This is a genomic window from Shinella sp. HZN7, assembly GCF_001652565.1.
In the GTDB taxonomy this organism is placed as follows: Bacteria; Pseudomonadota; Alphaproteobacteria; order Rhizobiales; family Rhizobiaceae; genus Shinella; species Shinella granuli.
In genome coordinates this window covers 222,800-242,224 of record NZ_CP015739.1, presented here as the reverse complement: position 1 = coordinate 242,224, position 19,425 = coordinate 222,800, and the positions used below count along the sequence as shown (strand labels likewise).

The 19,425-nt window shown below is 67.0% G+C and carries 19 protein-coding genes and 1 pseudogene; 10 read left to right on the top strand and 10 right to left on the bottom strand.

The features are described 5' to 3' along the window. Positions 1 to 47 precede the first annotated feature (47 nt). Positions 48 to 2,012 (bottom strand): tripartite tricarboxylate transporter permease, encoded by a 1,965-nt coding sequence (locus tag shn_RS28335; RefSeq protein ID WP_084438650.1) that lies wholly within the window; start codon positions 2,010 to 2,012, stop codon positions 48 to 50. Positions 2,013 to 2,211: 199 nt separating this feature from the next. Next, positions 2,212 to 3,312: a tripartite tricarboxylate transporter substrate binding protein gene (locus tag shn_RS28330; protein WP_064333876.1), complete on the bottom strand. Its 1,101-nt coding sequence runs from the start codon at positions 3,310 to 3,312 to the stop codon at positions 2,212 to 2,214. A gap of 175 nt (positions 3,313 to 3,487) precedes the next feature. On the opposite strand from shn_RS28330, the gene shn_RS28325 reads away from it, so the two are divergent. After that, positions 3,488 to 4,399: a LysR family transcriptional regulator gene (locus shn_RS28325; RefSeq protein WP_064333875.1), complete on the top strand. Its 912-nt coding sequence runs from the start codon at positions 3,488 to 3,490 to the stop codon at positions 4,397 to 4,399. Positions 4,400 to 4,471: 72 nt separating this feature from the next. Here the strand turns inward: shn_RS28325 and shn_RS28320 are convergent, their stop codons facing one another. Both shn_RS28320 and shn_RS28315 read right to left on the bottom strand, forming a co-directional pair. Beyond that, entirely contained in the window at positions 4,472 to 5,152 is a 681-nt protein-coding gene (locus shn_RS28320; RefSeq protein ID WP_064333874.1) for a hydrolase, read from the bottom strand. A 98-nt stretch (positions 5,153 to 5,250) separates the two neighbouring features. After that, positions 5,251 to 6,117 (bottom strand): pirin family protein, encoded by an 867-nt coding sequence (locus shn_RS28315; RefSeq protein ID WP_064333873.1) that lies wholly within the window; start codon positions 6,115 to 6,117, stop codon positions 5,251 to 5,253. A 125-nt stretch (positions 6,118 to 6,242) separates the two neighbouring features. Here shn_RS28315 and shn_RS28310 point away from each other — a divergent pair, with 125 nt between their 5' ends. The 3 genes from shn_RS28310 to shn_RS28300 all read left to right on the top strand — a co-directional run bounded on the left by shn_RS28310 (position 6,243) and on the right by shn_RS28300 (position 8,933). Then, positions 6,243 to 7,172, top strand: coding sequence for a LysR family transcriptional regulator (locus tag shn_RS28310; protein ID WP_064333872.1), 930 nt, complete (start codon positions 6,243 to 6,245; stop codon positions 7,170 to 7,172). Positions 7,173 to 7,264: 92 nt separating this feature from the next. Then, the gene (locus shn_RS28305; RefSeq protein WP_064333871.1) at positions 7,265 to 8,365 is read left to right on the top strand and encodes an FAD-dependent oxidoreductase; all 1,101 of its coding nucleotides are present in this window, start codon (positions 7,265 to 7,267) and stop codon (positions 8,363 to 8,365) included. 79 nt (positions 8,366 to 8,444) lie between these two features. Continuing rightward, positions 8,445 to 8,933: an Rrf2 family transcriptional regulator gene (locus tag shn_RS28300; protein WP_064334041.1), complete on the top strand. Its 489-nt coding sequence runs from the start codon at positions 8,445 to 8,447 to the stop codon at positions 8,931 to 8,933. Between the two features lie 51 nt (positions 8,934 to 8,984). Here shn_RS28300 and shn_RS28295 read toward each other — a convergent pair whose 3' ends face one another. Then, positions 8,985 to 9,401 carry a cupin domain-containing protein gene (locus shn_RS28295; RefSeq protein ID WP_064333870.1) on the bottom strand — a complete coding sequence of 139 codons (417 nt, stop codon included), beginning with the start codon at positions 9,399 to 9,401 and terminating at the stop codon, positions 8,985 to 8,987. Between the two features lie 89 nt (positions 9,402 to 9,490). Next, complete coding sequence (locus shn_RS28290) at positions 9,491 to 9,970, bottom strand: carboxymuconolactone decarboxylase family protein (protein ID WP_064333869.1); 480 nt, start codon at positions 9,968 to 9,970, stop codon at positions 9,491 to 9,493. A gap of 126 nt (positions 9,971 to 10,096) precedes the next feature. On the opposite strand from shn_RS28290, the gene shn_RS28285 reads away from it, so the two are divergent. Further along, positions 10,097 to 11,002, top strand: coding sequence for a LysR family transcriptional regulator (locus tag shn_RS28285; RefSeq protein ID WP_064333868.1), 906 nt, complete (start codon positions 10,097 to 10,099; stop codon positions 11,000 to 11,002). A 67-nt stretch (positions 11,003 to 11,069) separates the two neighbouring features. Here the strand turns inward: shn_RS28285 and shn_RS28280 are convergent. Both shn_RS28280 and shn_RS28275 read right to left on the bottom strand, forming a co-directional pair. Next, a pseudogene (locus tag shn_RS28280) lies at positions 11,070 to 11,270 on the bottom strand (PIN domain-containing protein); the annotation flags it as partial. Further along, positions 11,267 to 11,521 carry a hypothetical protein gene (locus tag shn_RS28275; protein ID WP_064333867.1) on the bottom strand — a complete coding sequence of 85 codons (255 nt, stop codon included), beginning with the start codon at positions 11,519 to 11,521 and terminating at the stop codon, positions 11,267 to 11,269. The pseudogene shn_RS28280 and the gene shn_RS28275, both read right to left, overlap by 4 nt. A gap of 164 nt (positions 11,522 to 11,685) precedes the next feature. On the opposite strand from shn_RS28275, the gene shn_RS28270 reads away from it, so the two are divergent. The 5 genes from shn_RS28270 (at position 11,686) to shn_RS28250 (ending at position 16,648) form a co-directional block, all read left to right on the top strand. Beyond that, entirely contained in the window at positions 11,686 to 12,300 is a 615-nt protein-coding gene (locus tag shn_RS28270; protein WP_064333866.1) for a hypothetical protein, read from the top strand. A 108-nt stretch (positions 12,301 to 12,408) separates the two neighbouring features. Further along, positions 12,409 to 14,163, top strand: a complete 1,755-nt coding sequence (locus shn_RS28265; RefSeq protein ID WP_064333865.1) for an alkaline phosphatase — start codon at positions 12,409 to 12,411, stop codon at positions 14,161 to 14,163. Positions 14,164 to 14,235: 72 nt separating this feature from the next. Next, positions 14,236 to 14,700 (top strand): hypothetical protein, encoded by a 465-nt coding sequence (locus shn_RS28260; protein WP_064333864.1) that lies wholly within the window; start codon positions 14,236 to 14,238, stop codon positions 14,698 to 14,700. Between the two features lie 2 nt (positions 14,701 to 14,702). Further along, positions 14,703 to 15,389 carry an ABC transporter ATP-binding protein gene (locus shn_RS28255; protein WP_064333863.1) on the top strand — a complete coding sequence of 229 codons (687 nt, stop codon included), beginning with the start codon at positions 14,703 to 14,705 and terminating at the stop codon, positions 15,387 to 15,389. After that, positions 15,386 to 16,648: an FtsX-like permease family protein gene (locus shn_RS28250; protein WP_064333862.1), complete on the top strand. Its 1,263-nt coding sequence runs from the start codon at positions 15,386 to 15,388 to the stop codon at positions 16,646 to 16,648. Before shn_RS28255 ends, shn_RS28250 begins: the two co-directional genes overlap by 4 nt. Before the next feature lie 78 nt (positions 16,649 to 16,726). Here shn_RS28250 and shn_RS28245 read toward each other — a convergent pair whose 3' ends face one another. Together shn_RS28245 and shn_RS28240 are read right to left on the bottom strand one after the other, a co-directional pair. Then, positions 16,727 to 18,427, bottom strand: coding sequence for a dihydroxyacetone kinase family protein (locus tag shn_RS28245; protein WP_064333861.1), 1,701 nt, complete (start codon positions 18,425 to 18,427; stop codon positions 16,727 to 16,729). A 33-nt stretch (positions 18,428 to 18,460) separates the two neighbouring features. Further along, the gene (locus shn_RS28240) at positions 18,461 to 19,399 is read right to left on the bottom strand and encodes a sugar phosphate isomerase/epimerase (RefSeq protein WP_064333860.1); all 939 of its coding nucleotides are present in this window, start codon (positions 19,397 to 19,399) and stop codon (positions 18,461 to 18,463) included. Positions 19,400 to 19,425: the final 26 nt, after the last annotated feature.

The following is a 19,425-nucleotide window of genomic DNA, read 5'->3' as shown; positions in this document are numbered from 1 at the left end:
CTTGAAAACCGGCGTGCGAACCCCGGCGTCGCCGCCGGGGCCGAGGGTCAGCGCAGCGGCCAGACCAGCTGGTCGTAGAACTGGTTCTGCAAGAGGCCGCCCGGCAGGTTCATGTGCAGGATCGATGTCAGCAGCAGCACCAGGCCGACGGCGGCGGCGGTCAGCACCAGCGTCTGCAGCCAGCTCGACCTGGCGACGATCTTGAGGAAGGCGACGAAGAAGCCGATCAGCGCCAGCGTGAAGCCAACGAGGCCGATGGCCGCGACGAAGCCGACCAGCCAGCCGACGAAGCGCCAGAGGCTGCCGCTGGTCGTGCCGTCATCGAGATCGAAGTTCATGTTGCCGGCCGTGCCGTGTCCCGTGGCTCCCCGGACCTGCCAGACCAGCACGGTGGCGGCCGTCAGCAGACCCACCATGCCGACGGCGATCGGGAAGACGGCATCGAGGAACGAGTTCTCCGCACCTTCGACGATGGTGAAGACGAAGAAGGCGACGGCGATGGTGGTGAAGACGACCTGCGGCCAGAGGTTCCTTGCAGCGGCGGTCTCGTCCTCCTCGCGCTCGAACTCGATGTCGGTGGTGATGCCGCCAGGAACGGCCTCCTCCTTCTGGCGCATGCGCGAGCGGCTGGTGAACCAGAGCGAGGCGACCGTGACGAGCGCGATGACGATGGCGATCGGGCGCAGCGGGAAGCCGTAGCCGTAGAACTGCACCGCCTGGTAGAAGTAGGTCTCGACCTGGCCGGCAAGCACGAAGCCGATGAGGAAGGCGGGGCGCGGCCAGCCGAAGCGCTTGAGGAAGATGCCGGTGAGCGCGACGACCAGCAGTGCCACGATATCCTCGAACGACCGGGTCGACTGGAAGGCGCCGAACACGATGATGAGGATCATGAAGGGTGCGAAGAGCACGAAGCGGATGGTCGTCAGCCGCGCGATGCTGGGCGACAGGGCGATGCAGGCCGCAGTGCCGACGACATTGGCGAGCGCCAGCGTCCAGACGACCGTATAGGTGAGGTTGAGGTCGCGGTTCGGGTCGGCCATGCCGGGGCCGGGCTGGAGCCCGATCAGGATCATCGCCGCCAGGAAGATCGCCATGGAGCCGGAGCCGGGGATGCCGAAGAGAAGGGTCGGGATGAGGTTGCCGCCGGCGCAGGAATTGTTGGCCGCCTCCGGGCCGATGACGCCGCGGATATCGCCCTTGCCGAACTGCGACTTGTCCTTGGCGGTCTGCACGGTGTGGCCGTAGGAGATCCAGTCGGAGACGCTGCCGCCGAGGCCGGGCATCAGGCCGACGCAGGCGCCGATCGTCGAGCAGCGCAGCGTCAGCCACTTCTCCCGCCAGGTATCGCGCACGCCGTCCAGCCAGCCGCGGCCGAGCTTGCCCGTGCTCGAAATGCTCGAATTGCCGCGCAGCAGATCGAGCACTTCCGGCAGGGCGAAGATGCCGAGGCCGATGATGGTGATCTCAAGGCCGCTCATCAGGTAGAGCGAGCCGAAGGTCATGCGCTCGCCGCCATTGGCCGGCGCCGTGCCGATCGCGCCGAAGGCGAGGCCGAGCGTGCAGGCGGCGATGCCCTTCGCCAGGCTGCTGCCCGAGAGCACGCCGACCATGGAGAGGCCGAAGATCGCCAGCATGAAGAGTTCCGCCGAGGTGAAGCTCAGGATGAGCGGCCGGGCGACAATGACGATGCCGGTGAGACAGAGCGCGCCGAAGAGGCCGCCGATCATCGAGGCCGAGAAGGAGGCGCTGAGCGCGCGGGCCGCTTCCCCCTTGCGGGCGAGCGGAAAGCCGTCGAGCACGGTCGCCTGCGAGGCGGACGAGCCGGGAATGCCCATGAGAATGCAGGAGAAGGTATCGGAGGTCGGGATGACCGCCAGGAGACCGACCATCATGGCGATCGCCGCGGTCGGTTCCATGCCGTAGACGAAGGGCAGCAGCAGCGACATGCCGGCAATGCCGCCGAGGGCCGGCAGGATGCCGACGACAAGCCCGACCGCGACACCGATCATCATGTAACCGAGATGGTGGGGGGTCAGCAGGTTGTGGAGCGAAGTGACGAAGACATCGATCACTGTGGCTGTCCTTTCGATAGCAACAGGTGCGAGACGGCGCGGGTGCTCCGGCCTCGTCAGTGTCGGCAGATGGCTGTTCGGGCCCGGTGGCTGCGGGCGGGCGTGCCCGCCGCCCTGCGGCGGCGGGGGGCGCTTCCGGTCAGAGTTTGACCTGATATTCCGTCGTCAGGAAGTTGCGCACCCATTCGCGCGCTTCCGGCTTGATCGACGTCGCCACCGCATAGAGCTTCTCGATATCGCCGCCGACGGCCTGCGCGTAGTCGCCGAGGACATCGGCCTTGGCCTTCTGCAGCTCGGGATCGGCCACCGCGTCGGCAAAGGCCTTGCGGTAGGTCGCAACGATGTCGTCCGGCGTGCCTTCCGGCAGCATGCAGGGTTTCTGGGCCGCAAAGCCGGAACCGAAGAAGGCGAGATAGGCGTCGTATTCCACCCCGGACGGTTTCTGGCCGTGCATCATCTCGTAGGCTTCGACGAAATGCGGCAGGTCGGGGAAGGTCGGGTCGCGCGCGACATTGCCCTCCGCGTCGAGAACGCCCCAGGAGAACATCGGCACCGCCGTGCCGGCCTCGACGAGCGGGGTGACGTTGGTGAGGTAGGCCGACGAGGTCTGGTAGTCGATCGTCGCTTCGCCGCGCTCGAAGGCAAGCCGCCCGTCGCCGCGCCCCTGCATGCCGAAGACATGGCGGACATTGAGGCCGAGCAGGCGAAAGGCGAGCATCGGCACGAGGTCGAGCGAGGTCGCGCCCTGGCTGCCATAGACCAGTTCCTGGTCCTTGATCTTGCCAAGGTCGGCCGGTGACTTCACCTCGAATTTGGCGGGCAGATAACAGACGCCGCCGGTGGGCGAGACGAGCACGGGGATCAGCTTGGCATAGTCATAGCGCACGCGCGGATCGCCGAGCAGGAACGGGAACTGCGTCGAGCCGGACGTGCCGAGGATGGCAAGCCCATCCGGCCGGGCGCGGGCGACGAACTCGTTCGAGCCGGTGATCGATCCGCCGCCCGGCACGTTGCGCACGACGACATTGGGGTTGCCCGGCAGATATTTCGACAGGTACGGTGCGAAGAAGCGAGCCCAGACATCCGAGCCGCCGCCCTCGGAGAACGGCATCCACCATTCCACCGTCTTGCCGGCGAAATCGACGGATGCCTGAGAAAAGGCGGGGCGCGCTCCCACAAGCCCCAGAGCCGCGGCAGCGGAGCCGGCGGCCAGCAGTTGACGACGCGTGAAATCAGCCATGTTTTTTCCTCCCACGATGGCAATGCGTTCAAATGTATACAAAGGTACACATGAAAGTTGGAAACGCCAAGCCCAGGATCGCCCCGGGCAGACATCATCCCTGCTTTCTCCCTTGAGGGATATGCGCCACCTGGATTATTAAGTTAAGTGCAAAATTTTGGATCACTGATGCACAATGCGCATTAATTGCGAAATCCTTGACCTTCGGGCCTTTCTCGCTGTGGTGGAGCTGGAGAGCTTCCACCGGGCGGCGGAAGCACTCAACCTGTCGCAGCCGGCCCTCAGCCGCCGCATCCAGAAGCTGGAAGCCTCCATCGGCGCCCCGCTGCTCGAGCGCACCACCCGGCACGTCTCCCCGACGGCGCTCGGCCTCGAATTGATGCCGCTCGTGCAGCGCATGCTGGAGGAGTTCGACGGCTCGCTCTTTGCCGCCCGCGACCGGGGGCTGCGGCGCAGCGAGCTGGTGACGATCGCCTGCCTGCCGACGGCGGCCTTCTATTTCCTGCCGACCGTCATCAAGCAGTTCAACCAGGAATATCCCGACATCCGCTTCCGCATCCTCGACCTGACGGCGACCGAGGGGTTGCAGGCCGTCTCACGCGGGGAGGTGGAGTTCGGCATCAACTTCATGGGAACGTCGGATCCCGATCTCCTCTTCGACCGGATCGCCGAGGACCCGTTCGTGCTGGCAGCGCGGCGCGACCATCCGCTGGCGGCGCGGCAGGAGGTCGGCTGGACGGACCTTGCGCCCTACCGGCTGATCACCGTGCACCGCTCCAGCGGCAACCGCACCATGCTGGACGCGGCGCTGGCGCGCGCCAATATCGAGCTGCGCTGGTCCTACGAGGTGACGCACCTGTCGACGTCCCTCGGCCTGGTGGAGGCGGGCCTCGGCATTTCCGTGCTGCCGCGCACGGCAACCCCGGGGCCTGACCACCCCATCATCGTCACGCGGCCGCTGGGCGCTCCCCGGATTTCCCGAACCATCGGCATCGTACGCCGCCGCGCCGCCACGCTCTCGCCTGCCGCCGAACATTTCCGGCGCATGCTGGTGGGAACCTGGCAAGGCGCCGGGGCCGGCGGCTGAGGGCACCCCATCGAAACGAAGAAAGCGGCGCGAACCGGGTCGCGCCGCCTGCATGCTCCTGTCCGGCTTCGCTCAGGCCCGGGCGGAGTCGAGCTGTTCGTGGTTCTTCTCGACGTCCTGCGCCTTGAGGTAGCTTTCGATCAGCAACTGATAGGCCGGGAAGATCTTTGTGTAGATGTTCGCCCATTCCTGCGCGTCGTCGCGGTGCCACGTCTTCTGCAGCTCGGAGGCGACGGCTGCCGTATCCATCGGCACGACGCCGGCCTGCACGACGCGGGCAAGGGTGATCTCCTGCGCCATCTTGGAATAGGTGCCGGACGCATCGACCACGGCGAACACCTTGTAGCCGTCATGGGCCGCGCTGATCGCCGGAAAGGCCATGCAGACGCTGGTGATCGTGCCGGCAATGATCAGGGTCTTGCGGCCTGTCGCCTTGACGGCGGCCACGAAGTCCGGGTTGTCCCAGGCGTTGATCTCGCCCTTGCGGGCCACATATTTGGCATGCGGGGCGTTTTCATGGATTTCCGGGATCAGCGGGCCGTTCGGGCCCTGCGGTACGGAAGCGGTGGTGATGACCGGCATCTTCGACAGCGTCGCCATCCGGGCGAGCGCGGCGGCATGGTTGCGCAGGACCGGCATCGGCATGTCGGCGACGGTCTGGAACAGGCCGCTCTGGTGGTCGATCAGCAGCATGACGGCGTCGTCGGCATCGATGACCGGGCGCTGGCCGTTGAAGTTTGCGGGGGTGCTCATGTCATTTCTCCTTGCTTGCGGTTGCGGGGTGGGGGAGGGGCCGGAGACAATCCGGCCCGGTTTGCCTCAGGCGAGAGCCGCCGGGGACAAGCTTGGGATCAGGCGGCGATCGTGCCGAACCTGCCGGCGCGGAAGTCTGCAAAGGCCTGCTGCAATTCTTCCGGCGTGTTCATGACGAAGGGACCGCGCATGGCGACCGGCTCGCCGAGCGGCGTACCGCTCAGCACCAGGACCGTCGCGTCGCTCTCGGTCTCAAGGCTGAAGGCGCCGCCTGTACGCTCGAGCAAGACGAACTGGCCGCCGCGGGCCACCGAGGTGCCGTTCACAAGAACGGAGCCGCGCAAGACGACGAGCCCGGCCGTGTGGCCCTCGGGCAGGTCGAGCGAGACGTCCTTGCCCTGGTTCAGCCTGAGGTCCCAGAGGTCGATCGGCGAGAAGGTGCGGGCCGGTCCCTTGTGGCCTTGATAATCGCCGGCGATCACCCGCAGGCGGCCGGCCTCACCGGCAAGCGCGACGGCGGGGATGTCGCGGTCGAGCAGCGACTGGTAGCCGGGCGCCGCATTCTTGTCCTTCGCCGGCAGGTTGACCCAGAGCTGGACCATGTCGAGCGTGCCGCCCTGACGGGTGAAGGCCGGAGAATGGAACTCCTCGTGCAGGATGCCGGCGGCGGCGGTCATCCACTGCACGTCGCCGGGGCCGATGACACCGCCCGCACCGGTCGAGTCGCGGTGTTCGACCTCGCCCTCATAGACGAGGGTCACGGTCTCGAAACCGCGGTGCGGATGGGCGCCGACGCCGCGCGGCCGGTCGGTCGGCGGAAAGGCGGCCGGGCCGGCGTGATCGAGGTGCAGGAATGGGCTGACATGCTCGCCGAGCGTCGCATAGGACAGCATCGAGCGGACCGGAAAACCATCGCCGACCCAGTGCCGGGCGGGACTGCTGTAGATGCCGAGGATCTTTCTCATGGGGTTTGGCTCCTTGGGATTTGCCGTTGGGCAATCTGTTGAGCCCAATATACGGCCGCACCAAACCTGGCAGTAGACGGCAATTTCATGCTAGCGTGTCCTGAATTCAGGACAATGGAGCCCCGATGCAGGACCTCAACGACTTCCGCTTCTTCGTCGACGTGGTCGAGCAGAACGGCTTTTCCGCCGCCGCCCGCAAACTCGGCATGCCACGCTCGCGGCTCAGCCGCCGCATCGGCCTCCTGGAGGAAAGCCTCGGCGTCCGCCTCGTACAGCGCTCCACGCGGCAGTTCACGGTGACCGAGATCGGCCAGGAATTCTATCGCCATTGCCTGGCGATGGTCGTGGAGGCGGAGGCCGCGCAGGAGGTGATCGAGCGCATGCGCGCCGAACCGCGCGGCACCGTGAAGGTCAGTTGCCCGTCTTCCGTCATCTACTTCCAGGTGGGCGAGATGATCGCGCGCTTCATGGCGAAGCACCCCCATGTCCATGTGCAACTGGAGAGCACCAACCGGCGCGTCGATGTCATCAAGGAAGGCTTCGACGTCGCCATCCGCGTACGTTTCCCGCCGCTCGGCGACAGCGACCTCGTGGTGCGCAGGCTCGCCGAAAGCACCCAGCGCCTCGTCGCGAGCCCCGGCCTGGTGGAAGGCTGCTTCTCCCGACCCCTCGTTCCGGCGGACCTGACGGTCATGCCGAGCCTTTCCTGGGGACCGTCCACCGGCGGGCACGAATGGCGGCTGGAAGGACCGCAGGGCGCGACGGCGACCGTGCCGCACGATCCGCGGCTGGTGACGGAGGACATGGTGGCGCTGCGCCAGGCCGCGCTTTCCGGCATCGGCGTCTGCCAGTTCCCGACCATGGTCGTGCAAGAGGACCTGGCGACCGGGCGGCTCATCGACATCCTGCCGCAATGGGCGCCGCGCAGCGGCATCATCCACGCCGCCTTCCCCTCCCGCCGCGGGCTTTTGCCCTCCGTGCGGGCCCTCATGGACTATCTTGCGGGCGAATACGCACTCTTGAGCAAGGCCGAGCAGCGCGCGCACACTGCATGACCATTCCGGACAGCCCCGGTTTCCTGCGGGGCGGCAATGGGGTATCGGAAAGCTCGGGCAGCCGAAGAACGGGGATCGATTTGCCATCCGCAATGTCAGCGAACGAGACGGGCCTGCGCGCCGCCATCAAGATCGACATCGTGGTGATCGGCGCCGGCCAGGCCGGGCTGTCCTCGGCCTACCATCTGCTGAAACTCGGCCTCAAGCCGGGCCGCAATTTCATCGTGCTCGACAGGAACGAGAAACCGGGCGGGGCCTGGCAGCATCGCTGGCCCTCGCTGACGCTGAGCACCGTCAACCGCGTGCACGACCTGCCGGGCATGGGCTTTTCCGAGGTGGTGCCGGCGGAGCAGACCGAGGCCAGGGCCTCCGTGGCGGTGCCCGACTATTTCGCCGCCTACGAGGAACGGTTCCGGCTGCCGGTCTATCGCCCGGTCACGGTCAAGGTGGTCTGCGACCGCTTCGAGCGGCTGCGGGTCGAGACGGATCGCGAGGCCTTTTCCGTCCGCGGCCTCATCAATGCCACCGGAACCTGGGAGACCCCGCAGATCCCCGACTATCCCGGTGCCGCGCTGTTCCAGGGCCGGCAGCTTCATTCTCGCGACTACCGGACGGCCGATGAATTCGCGGGCCAGCATGTCGTCATCGTCGGCAGCGGCATTTCCGCGCTCCAGCATCTCGACGAGATCTCTAAGGTGACGACGACGAGCTGGGTCACGCGCCGCGAACCGCAGTTCCGCGACACGCCGTTCACCCCGGAAGACGGCCGCGCGGCCGTCGCCATCGTCGAGGACAAGGTGCGCAACGGCCTGGTCCCGGGCTCTGTCGTCTCCGTCACCGGCATTCCCTGGACACCGGCACTGCGGGCCGCCGCCGCGCGCGGTGCGCTGAAGCGTCTGCCGATGTTCAGCGAGATCACCGCCCACGGCGTGCGCTGGCCGGACGGCACGGAGCAGAGGGCCGACGTCATCCTCTGGGCAACCGGCTTTCGCAGCTCGCTCGACCATCTCGCCCCCCTGCAGTTGCGCGGGGACAAGGGCGGCATCGTCATGGCCGGTCGTCTCGCCACGCAGGTCGGGAAGGACCCGCGCATTCATCTCGTCGGCTACGGCCCCTCCGCCTCCACCATCGGTGCCAATCGCGCGGGCGCGGCGGCAGCGCGGGAGCTTGCGACCTATCTCGGCCTGCCGTGAACCGCGGCGAGCCAGCCGAGCGCGTTTACAGGCGCCGATAATACGGATATACATTATCCGTATTCCAGGAATGGGTTCGATGATCCTCAAGAGCCAAGTCGAATGGGCGCTGCACTGCTGCGCCATTCTCGCCGGACTTCCGAGCGGGCGCTATCTCTCCACCAAGGCGCTGGCCGAGTTCCATGGCCTGCCGAAGGAGTATCTGTCCAAGGCCTTGCAAAGCCTGTCACAGGCAAAACTGGTCGAGTCCACGCTTGGACCGAGCGGCGGCTACCGCCTGGCCCGGCCACCGGCCGATATCAACTTCCTGGATGTCGTCGAGGCTGTCGAGGGCAGGGAGCGCACCTTCGTCTGCAACAATATCCGCGCCAACAATCCCTGTCGTCCGCAGGGGTATTGCGAAGCAGGTCCCTGTGCGATCGCCCGCATCATGTGGGAGGCGGACGAAGCCTGGCGCACCCGGCTTCGCGGCGTCAGTCTGGCTGATCTCATGGGGACGCTGGAAAAGGATATTCCGCCGAGCCTGCGGCAGAGCAGTTTCGAATGGGTCCTGAAGCGGGCCGGCTGAGGAGCACCATGGCGAAAGGCCGGGCCGTGAGCCCGACCTTGCCGAAAGCCGTCACTTCAGCGGATAGACGAGTTCCTTTTCACCGGTATCGACGACGAAGACCGCAAGCAACCGGGCGGGTTCCGTCTGGCTGTCATTCGCGCTCACGCCGTGCCGGTCGCCCGGCATTTCGGAGAAGTTTTGCCCGGCGCGATAGACCTTGACCGGACCGTCATTGACCTGGCTTCGGATCGCGCCTTCCAGAACGGTCGCATAGATGAATGCCGAGGAAAGATGGGTGTGCCCCTCGGAAAAGCCGCCGGGCCTGTATTCGACGAGCACGCCGCGAATGCTTTTGCCGGGGACATTGGGAAGTTCGTGCTCGTAGACGAGCGTCACCTTCGAGGTTTCGCCGGCCATGGACGCACCGGAGGCGGCTGTGAGAAACGTTGCCGCGAGCATAGCGGCAAGGAGGAACGACCTGGTCATGTTGCGGGCTCCATGTGTTCGAACGGGGGGGAAGCGCTGCCTCTCCCTTCGCGGCGCGACCCGCGCCGCGGTTCTGGTGGTGACTGCGGTTAATCGAGGCCGGCCTTGTCGAGGCCGTAGAGCTTGTCGGCCGATCCCGGCACGGACTTGAACGCGACGCTGACGCGGTTCCAGGCATTGATCGTCATGATCGAGAAGGTCAGGTCCGAGATCTCCTTCTCGGAAAGCTGGCCGCGCACCCGCTCGTAGAGTTCGTCGGGAATGCCGCCTTCCGGCATCCGGGTCAGCGCCTCCGTCCAGGCGAGGGCCGCACGCTCACGGGGGATGAAAAGGTTCGACTCGCGCCAGATGGCCACATGGTGGAGGCGCAGTTCGCTCTCGCCATGGATCCTCGCTTCCTTCACATGCATGTCCACGCAGAAGGCGCAGCCGTTGATCTGCGATGCGCGCAGGTTCACGAGATCACGGATCTTCTGTTCGATGACGCTGTCTTTCAGCGCCATGCTGAGTTCGGAGATCTTCCTGAAGAACTCCGGGGAACGCTGGGCATAGTTCAGTCGCTGGGTCATGTCCGTCTCCGTTAATTAAGGATATAACTTATCCTTATGGATATTTAGTATCCTTAATTGCTGGACTGTAAAGCCGAAACGGCATAAGCTCCGCGCATAAGGCTTATGTCGAATTGTATGAGGGCCATGGATATCGTCTCGGCACTGCGGACATTTCTGCGCGTGGCGGAGACCTCGTCGTTTTCCGCCGCGGCCCTGGACCTCGACCTGACGCAGCCAGCCGTCTCGCGGCAGATTTCCGCCCTGGAGGCCCGGCTCAATGCGCGACTGCTCCATCGCACGACCAATGCGCTGGCCCTGACCGCAGAGGGGGAGCGCATGATCCCCATGGCCCGGCGGGTCCTGGAGGCCGTCGAGGAACTCGGCGACCTCGGCCAGGAGGCCGGGGGCGCGGCCGGCAAGGTGAGGCTCTCCGTACCTGCGCCGCTCGGACTATTTCTCAGCGACAGGATGGCGGCATTCCTTACCCGCTATCCGGGCCTGTCGCTTGAACTGCTGTTCAAGGAGGAGGGCTCGGATCTCGTGCAGGACGGGATTGACCTCGAAGTGCGCCTCGGCCCCGTCTCGGACAACAGCCTGATCTTCCGCCGGCTCGGCTGGACGACCGCCTTCCTCGTCGCGGCGCCCGCCTATCTCGGCCGGCACGGTCTGCCCGCCGTGCCGGACGACCTCGTTTCCCATGATTGCATCTGTTATCAGCGGGCGGGAGACAACCGCATCTGGTCATTTTCCGATGGCGCACACGACATTCCCGTGCGCATCACGCCGCGCCTGATCGCCGATGGTGCCGTCGCGGTGCACCGGGCGACGCTCGCCGGTGCGGGGCTGTCCATCCTCTCCCACATCCTTGCCCTGCCCGATATCGAGAGCGGTGCCCTCGTCCACGTCATGCCCGACTTCCGGCCGACACGGCTGCCGATCAACGTGGTCTATCCCTCCCGCCGCAACGTGCCGCTGCGCGTGCGGGCGGTGCTGGATTTCCTGGCCGAGTCGATCCAGGACGATCCGCTGATGCGGGCGTCGGAAAACTGATGTTCCTATCGCATCACGACGTTGCAACCCGCGATACCAGTGCCTTCGATGCGGCGGGTATCACCGTCATCAATCCATCCAGCGCGGCGGAAAGTTTTTCTCGGCGCTTGCCCGCCGGCAGGGCACCGATGCCGAACATCAATTCCGCGACCGTCACGCTGGTGAGGAAAAGCGTTTCGACGGCCTGCTCGTCCAGCCAGGAACGCACGGCATCGTCGGGGATGGGCTTCATGGCCTCGGAGACGACACTCGTATCGAGAATGATCATTCGAAGCCCATCGTCGTTGCCGGCAGCGTGTCGCGGGCCTCATCGAGCGCGGCGAAATCCTCGTTCGTCAGGCCGAGGCTGCGGCTGCGCTCGGCCAGCGCGCTGCCCAGCCGCAGCCGCGCTTGCGGGCGGACCGCGGCCTCGAGAATGTCGCGCATCTCCGCCTCCGTGCTGCGCCCATGCTGCGCCGCGCGGACTTTCAAGGCACGATGCGTCGCCTCGGAAAGGTTGCGGATTGTAACCGCCGGCATGATGGCAACCTCGCATATGTGATAGCGATGCCATCAATATAAGATCGACGATATCATCCAGTAAGACGATACGGGCGACTACCAACCGGCCCTCTTTGAAAGGGAGACGGCGCCGATGCCTGGGGATAGGATGGCGCACTGTCGTTTGATCCGGGTGGAGTGCCATGCCCCTTCAAAATCGCGTCACGCCCTTCGGCGAGATCGTCGCGCTTCCGCAGCGTGGCCTGTTTACCGGCAATCGTGGCATCATCCATGACCCGGCGACGAAGACGCTGCTTTCGAAACGCTGGGCGTCCAGGGCCTGGCTGATCTGCCTCCGCGACTTCCAGGGCCGCCGGCGGGAGGTGATGGGGGGACGGAGTTGGACCGAATTGTTCTTCCTCGACGAGGCGGTCGCGCTGGCCGCCGGCCACCGGCCCTGCTTCTTCTGCCGCCGGGAGGCCGCGCAGCGCTTCCAGGCCTGCTGGGCATTGGCGAAGGACGAGCCGCCGCCCTCCGCCGGCACGATGGATGCCGTCCTGCACGGCGAACGCCTGGAAGGCCGGCGCAAGCGCCTCCACCCGATCGCCGGACCTCTGGCGGCGCTTCCCGACGGGGCGGTCGTGGCGGCCGAGGGGCACGCCTTCACCCTTCGCGCCGGCCTCGCCCATCGCTGGACCGCCGATGGCTACGCCCCGCCGCGACGCCTCGACAGCGCCGACGCCCTGCTGACGCCGCCCTCGACGGTCGCGGCGCTTCGTTCCGGCTACCGGCCCGTCCTCCACCCGTCGATCGATTGAGGCGCGTCATACGCGACGGTCACAGCATGGTCATCGCGGTGTAATACGCCTGTCATGCAGGCTTTCTATGCGCAGGGAGGTAACGCACCGCTCAAGAGAGGCCCTCCCATGCGTAAACTCATCCTCGCCCTGGCATCGGCAACGATTCTCGCCGGCGCCGCCAACGCCGCAACCGTCTATCCCATCGATCGCGCCACGATCCTCGTCGGCTCGCCGTTCGACTTCAAGGTCGAGTTCGATGCGGTCGTGAAGCCGGAAGACGTGAAGATCACGGTCAACGGCAAGGACTATGCGGAGGTCTTCGGCAAGCCCGCCGAATTCGTCGCGGAAGAGAAGGGCGCCGAGGACGAGGTGCTGGGTTCGGCGCTCATCCTGCGCGGCCTGACGATCGGCACGGCCGGCGACTACACGGTCGAGGTGTCCGCCGGCAGCGAAACGCAGTCGGTCAACTGGGACGTCTACGAGACCGCCGCCCAGCCGAAGGCGAAGAACATCATCTTCCTGATCGCCGACGGCCTGTCCGTCGCCCACCGCACCGGCGCGCGCATCATGTCCAAGGGCATGACCGAGGGCAAGGCGAACGGCCGCCTGGCGATGGACGACATCCCGCCGGTCGCCTTCATCGGCACGTCCTCCACCCATTCGATCGCCACGGACAGCGCCAATACCATGTCGGCCTACATGACCGGCCACAAGTCGCGCGTCAACGCGCTCGGCGTCTATGCCGACCGCACGCCTGCAAGCCTCGACGACCCGAAGGTCGAGACCATTGCCGAGGCACTGCGCCGGAACACCAGGAAGTCCATCGGCATCGTCTCCACCTCGGAACTCCAGGACGCGACGCCCGCAGCGCTCGTCGCCCATACGCGCAAGCGCGCCGACAAGGCCGAGATCGTCGGCATGATGCTCGACGTCAAGCCGGACGTCCTGCTCGGCGGCGGCTCGGCCTACTTCCTGTCCAAGGACGTGCCGGGCTCCAAGCGCAAGGACGACAAGGACTATATCGCCGAGTTCCGTAATGCCGATTATGCAATCGCGACAGACAAGGCCGAGCTCGCCGCGGCCGCCGGATCGAACCAGGAGCGGCTGCTCGGCCTGTTCCACACCGGCAACATGGACGTGACGCTCGACCGCGACTTCCTCAAGAAAGGCACCGTCGACAAGTTCCCGAACCAGCCCGGCCTCGTCGACATGACCAGGGCCGCGCTCGACAAGCTCTCGAAGAACCCGGAAGGCTTCTTCCTGATGGTGGAAGCCGCGTCGGTCGACAAGATGAGCCACCCGCTCGACTGGGATCGCGCGCTCGTCGAGACGATCGAGTTCGACAAGGCCATCGGCGTTGCCCGTGAATTCGCCGAGAAGAACCCGGACACGCTGATCGTCGTGACGGGCGACCACACGCACGGCGTCGCCATCATCGGCACGGTCGACGACGAGAAGCCGGGCGACGTGATGCGCGAAAAGGTCGGCACCTACGACAATGCCGGCTTCCCGAATTACGAGGACAAGGACGGCGACGGCTATCCGGATCGCATCGACGTCTCGCGCCGCCTGTTCCTGGCCGCCAACAACGGCCCGGACCACTACGAGACCTTCCGCCCGAAGCTGGACGGTCCGTTCGTGCCGGCCGTGCAGAACGAGACGAAGGAATATGTCGCCAACGAGGCCTACAAGGACGTGCCCGGTGCAGTCTTCGTGGAAGGCAATATCCCGAAGGAAGACGACACGGGTGTGCATGCCGTCGACGACGTCGTGCTGCAGGCCGTCGGCCCCGGCTCCGAAGGGTTCCGCGGCTACATGGAACAGAGCGACGTCTACCGCGTGCTGGCCGATGCCTTCGCGCTCGGCGTGCCGAAGGACTGACACCAGACCTTGCTGGACAGGCGGCCCGCGCCGCCTGTCCACGCTCCTGCCGACAAAGAAGGAGGCCCGGCCATGACGCAGACGGACCGCGTATCGTTCGAGAGGCGCCGGCTGCTTTGCGCGCTGGCGGCCTTGCCCACCCTCGCCCTTTCCCGCCCGGCCCTGGCCGGCGAGACGCTGGGCTTCAGCGAACTCTACAAGAGCTTCGGCGTGCTCGGCCTCGAATTCTCCGACAAGGTGAAGCGGCTGAACGGGCAGGACGTCGCCGTGAAGGGGTTCATGGCGCCGCCGCTGAAGGCGGAGGCGAACTTCTTCGTGCTCACAGAAATCCCGATGTCGCTCTGCCCCTTCTGCTCCTCGGATGCCGACTGGCCGGACAATATCCTCGTCGTCTACCTCGCCGAAAAGCAGACCTTCGTGCAGTACAATGCGCCGATCGAGGCCCAAGGTGTGCTGGAATACGGGTCGTGGGTCGATCCTGAAACCGGCTTCGTCAGCCAGTTGCGCCTGCGCGGCGCCACCTTCGACACGGTCTGACGATGCTCGCGCTCGATATTGCCGGCCTGGAGATGCGCTTTCCGGGCCTCGACACGCCGGTGCTCTCCATCGACAAACTGCATCTTGCCGCAGGCGGCGGCCTTGCGATCACGGGTGCCTCAGGCTCGGGCAAGAGCACGCTGGTCAATGTCGTCACCGGGCTGGAGCCCGCAATGCAGGGATCCGTTTCCTGGGGAGAAACGGAGATCACCCGCCTGCCCACCGGCCGGCGCGATGCCTTCCGCGCCGCCCATATCGGCCTGGTGATGCAGGATTTCCACCTTTTCCCCGGCCTTTCGGCCTACGAGAACGTCGTGCTGCCGGTGCGGCTCGCCCGCCGCCTGAAGCCGGCCGAGCGCGAACGCGCCCTCCACCTGCTCGAAATCACCGGCATTGCCCGCCCCGGCCAGCCCATCGAGACGCTGTCGCGCGGCGAGATGCAGCGCGTGGCGGTGGCGCGGGCGCTGCTGTCGAAACCGGGCGTGATCGTCGCCGACGAACCGACGGCGAGCCTCGACCGTCGCATCGGCGGCGAGGTGGCCGACCTCATCGTGCGGCTTGCCCGCGCGGAGGGTGCCACGCTGCTCGTCGTGACCCATGATCCCGCCCTGGTGGAGCGCATCGGCCGGCATATCGCCCTCGACGGCGGCCGTATCGTCGAGGATGCCGGCAAGGCGGAAGCGGCATGATGGGCTTCATCCTCGCCGATCTTCACCGGTTCAAGGGCGGCGCGCTCGCCGTCATCGTGCTGATCGCGCTGTCCGTCGCGCTCAGCGTCGCCGTCACGCTGCAGGAGCGGGCGGTGCGGCTCGGCAGCGCACGGGCGGCGGAAAAGTTCGACCTCGTCGTCGGCGCCGCCGGCAGCGAGACGCAGCTTGCCCTGTCGGCCGTCTTCCTCCAGCCATCCCCCCTGCCCCTGATGTCCGGCGCCGTGCTGGAAAAGCTCGCGCGGGACCCGCGCGTTTCCTTCGCCGCCCCCGTCGGCTTCGGCGATTCCGCCGACGGTCGCCCGGTCGTCGGCACGACGACGGCGCTGGTTGCCGCCCTGTCACCGACGCTTGCGGAAGGGGCTATCTTCGCCCGCCTCGGCGAGGCGGTGATAGGCGCCGACGTGCCGATGCGCCTCGGGGCACAGATCAAGCCGATGCACGGCGCGGCCGATACCGGCGGCCATACCCATGTCGAACTCGCCTATACGGTACGCGGCCGCATGGCGCCGACCGGCACCGCCTGGGACCGGGCGATCCTCGTGCCGATCCGGGCCGTCTGGCGACTGCACGGCATGGGCGCGGAGGCCGAACACGCGCACGACCATGGCGACGAAGCGCCTGACGGCGCGGCGGCGGAGGACCACGACCACGCGGTCCATATCGAGGCGGACGCGGCGCTCGACGAACACTTCGATGCCGAAACGCCCGGCATCCCCGCCGTCCTCGTCAAGCCGAAGACCATGGGCGACGCCTACCGCCTGCGCCAGGAATATCGCGGCGAGACGACACTCGCCGTGTTCCCCGCCGAGGTGCTGACCCGCCTCTATGCGACGCTCGGCGATGCCCGCAGCCTGCTGCTTGCGATCGCCATCGCCACGCAGGCGATCGTCGTCGCCGCCATCCTGCTCGTCACGGTCATGCATGTCGGCGCCCGCCGGCGGCAGATCGGGGCGCTCAGGGCCTTTGGCGCCCCGCGACGAGCGGTCTTCGCCATCGTCTGGGGCGAACTCTTCCTGCTGCTGCTGGCCGGTTTCGCCCTCGGCCTTGCCATCGGCTATGGCGCGGCACGGGCCATCTCCGCCGCCCTCGCCTCCACGACGGCGGTCCATATGCCCGTGGAATTCGCCCGGGCGGATCTCTCGCTGGCGATGTGGTTCGCCGCTCTTGCGGTGCTGGTGTCGATCGTACCGGCGCTTTCGGCCCTTCGCCTCAGCCCGGCGGCCGCCTTGAGAGCCTGATGGAGCTGGAGAGAGGACGGTCCGCATGGCCCCGGCAAAAATCGCCGGGCCCGTTTCCGGAATTGCTCTGTCGGCCGGTCAGATAGCCTCGCCGATGATCCTTGCGACCAGCGCCAGTGAGATCGCGCCGGCGTCCGGATGGCCGATGCTGCGTTCGGCGAGCGGGCGGGCACGGCCGAGTTTCGGCGTCAGCGCGGCGGTAGCGTCGGCCGCTGCCGTCGCAGCGCCTGCGGCGTCGATCCAGGCGGATTTCAGCGGCTTGCCGGCTGCAAACGACGCTTCCAGCGTCTCGACGAAGGGCACGAGCGCATCGACGAGGGTCTTGTCGCCGACGCGGGCGCGGCCAAGCCGCGTCACCGCATCGAGCGCAAGACGCGCGCCCCTGACCGCGGCGGCGTCATCGAGAACGGCATCGTCGGAAAGCGCGTTGCTCCAGGCGCGCAGCAGCAGGCCCCAGATGGCACCCGACGTGCCGCCCGCCCGGTCCGCCCAGGCATCACCGGCAACCGCAAGCGTGCCCGCAGCGCCGGCACCGGCGGCGAGCGCCTGCCCGACGGCGTCCCCGGCCGCGGCAGAGCCGCGACGCATGCCCTGGCCATGGTCGCCGTCGCCGGCCTGCGCATCGATGCGGCCCAGTTCGTCCTCCGCGTCCTTCAACCCTTTCGCGGCAAGGCCGAGAAGCCTTGCGATGCAGGCAGCGTCCTTGCGCGAGGCGGCCGAGGACGGGCCGAAGGTCGGCGCGGCATCCTCGTTGACGAGGGCGTCGGTGGCCGGCTCCGTGCGGATCTCGCCGCCGCGCCGGAGGACGGGCGCATCGCAGGCCGCGGTCCAGTAGGTTTCGAGCTCCGCATCCAGCCATATCAGCGTCAGCGAGCAGCCCTGCATGTCGAGGCTGGTGACATATTCCCCCGCCTCGGGCGCCACGATCTCCAGCCCGGCCGCCTTCAGCAGCCCGGAGATCGCGGTCCAGAGAACGAAGAGCTCCTCGTATTTCGTTGCGCCGAGGCCATTGAGCACCGCTGCCACGCGCGTGACGCCCTGCGGGCGCTCGGCAAGAAGCCGTTCGACGAGGAGGGCCGCAAGATCCTTCGCCGGCACGACGGCCTCCTCGCGGATGCCCGGTTCGCCATGGATGCCGAGGCCGAGCGCCATGCGGCCCTTCGGCACGGTGAAGAGCGGGCCGCCGGCGCCGGGCAAGGTGCAGCCGTCAAAGGCGACGCCGAAGGAGACGGTGCGGTCGTTGGCACGGCGCGTGATGCGCTCCACCTCGTCGAGGGAAAGGCCGGCTTCCGCCGCCGCGCCCGCGACCTTGAACACGGCAAGATCACCCGCAATGCCACGGCGCTTTCCATGCGCCTCGGCCGGCGCGCTCGCCACGTCATCGGTGACGGGAACGATGCGCACATCGATGCCCTCGGCCCTGAGACGCTCGGCGGCGACACCGAAATTCAGCACGTCGCCGGCATAGTTGCCGAAGCCGAGCAGGATGCCGCCGCCGTGATGGGCCTGCCGGCAGACGCGGGCGACCGCCGCCGTCGAGGGCGAAGCGAAGACGTCGCCGGCAACCGCCGCGTCCGCCATGCCCGCGCCGACATAGCCGGCAAAGGCCGGATAATGCCCCGAACCGCCGCCGACGACGACCGAGACCTTGCCCTCCGGCACTCGTGTCGCCCGCACCACGCCGCCGCGCACGAGGCGGACATGGCGGCTGTAGAGATCGGCAAAGCCGGCAAGCGCGGTGGCCGCGAAATCCTCCGGTGCATCGAAGATGGTGGTCATGGTGATCGTCCCTCGTCTTGCTGGATCGTCGTGTCAGCGGCGCGGCAGGATGCGCCGCAGGTAATCGCGGTTGGCGGCCGAGACCGAAAGGCCGTCGCCGCCGTAGTGCTCGCAAAGGAAGGCGCTGCGGAAACCGTGCGCAAGCGCCATGCGGATGGCGGCGCGGTAGTTGATGATGCCCGTCTCCAGCGGCGCCGGATGGGTGACGATAACCCCCGTTCCCGGATCCTCCGTGCGCGTATAGTTCTTGACGTGCCAGTATTTCGCGAAGGGCGCGACCTTCTCCATCATCGCCTGCCAGTGCTCGACGGGGCGGTGCAGGCGGATGAGGTTGCCGATATCCGCATTGATGCCGACATTCGGCAGGCCGACCGCCTCGACGAAACGCACGCTGCTGTCGGCCGTGCCGAGATAGGTATCCTCGTACATTTCCAGCGCCACCTCGATGCCGAGCTCCTCGGCATGGCGACCGAGCTCGCGGATGCGCGCGACGGCCTTCTGCCAGACGGCCGGATCATCAGGATTGCGCGGGCCATCGACCGTCCAGAACCAGAGCGCCGTCTTCTGCCCGGCCGTCAGCGGCTCGAAGAGGCCGAAGGAGACGGCGCCCGCGCCGATCGCCTTCGCGGTGTCGATGACGCGGTGGCCATAGGCGAGATAGGCATCGCCATGGACGGCATCGATGACGCTGCGGCGGGAGGTCGAGATCGCCGGGATCGTCAGGCCGAGCGAGCGCACCAGCGCCATGAAGGCGTCGAGCCGCGCCGGCGAAAGGTCGGCAAGTCGCAGCCAGCTATCCGTCGGGTCGAGCTCGGTGAAACCGGCGTCGACGACGTCGTCGAGCGTCGCCGCCCATTCCTCGACGGACTGGTCCTGCACCGAACGGCCATCCGCCAGGAGGTTGGGATACTGGATCATCGCGGCCGCGATCGGCCAGGTCTCACGGGTCCATGCGGGCGCCGGAACGGTCATGGCGAACTCCTGATGCGGAAAGGGTG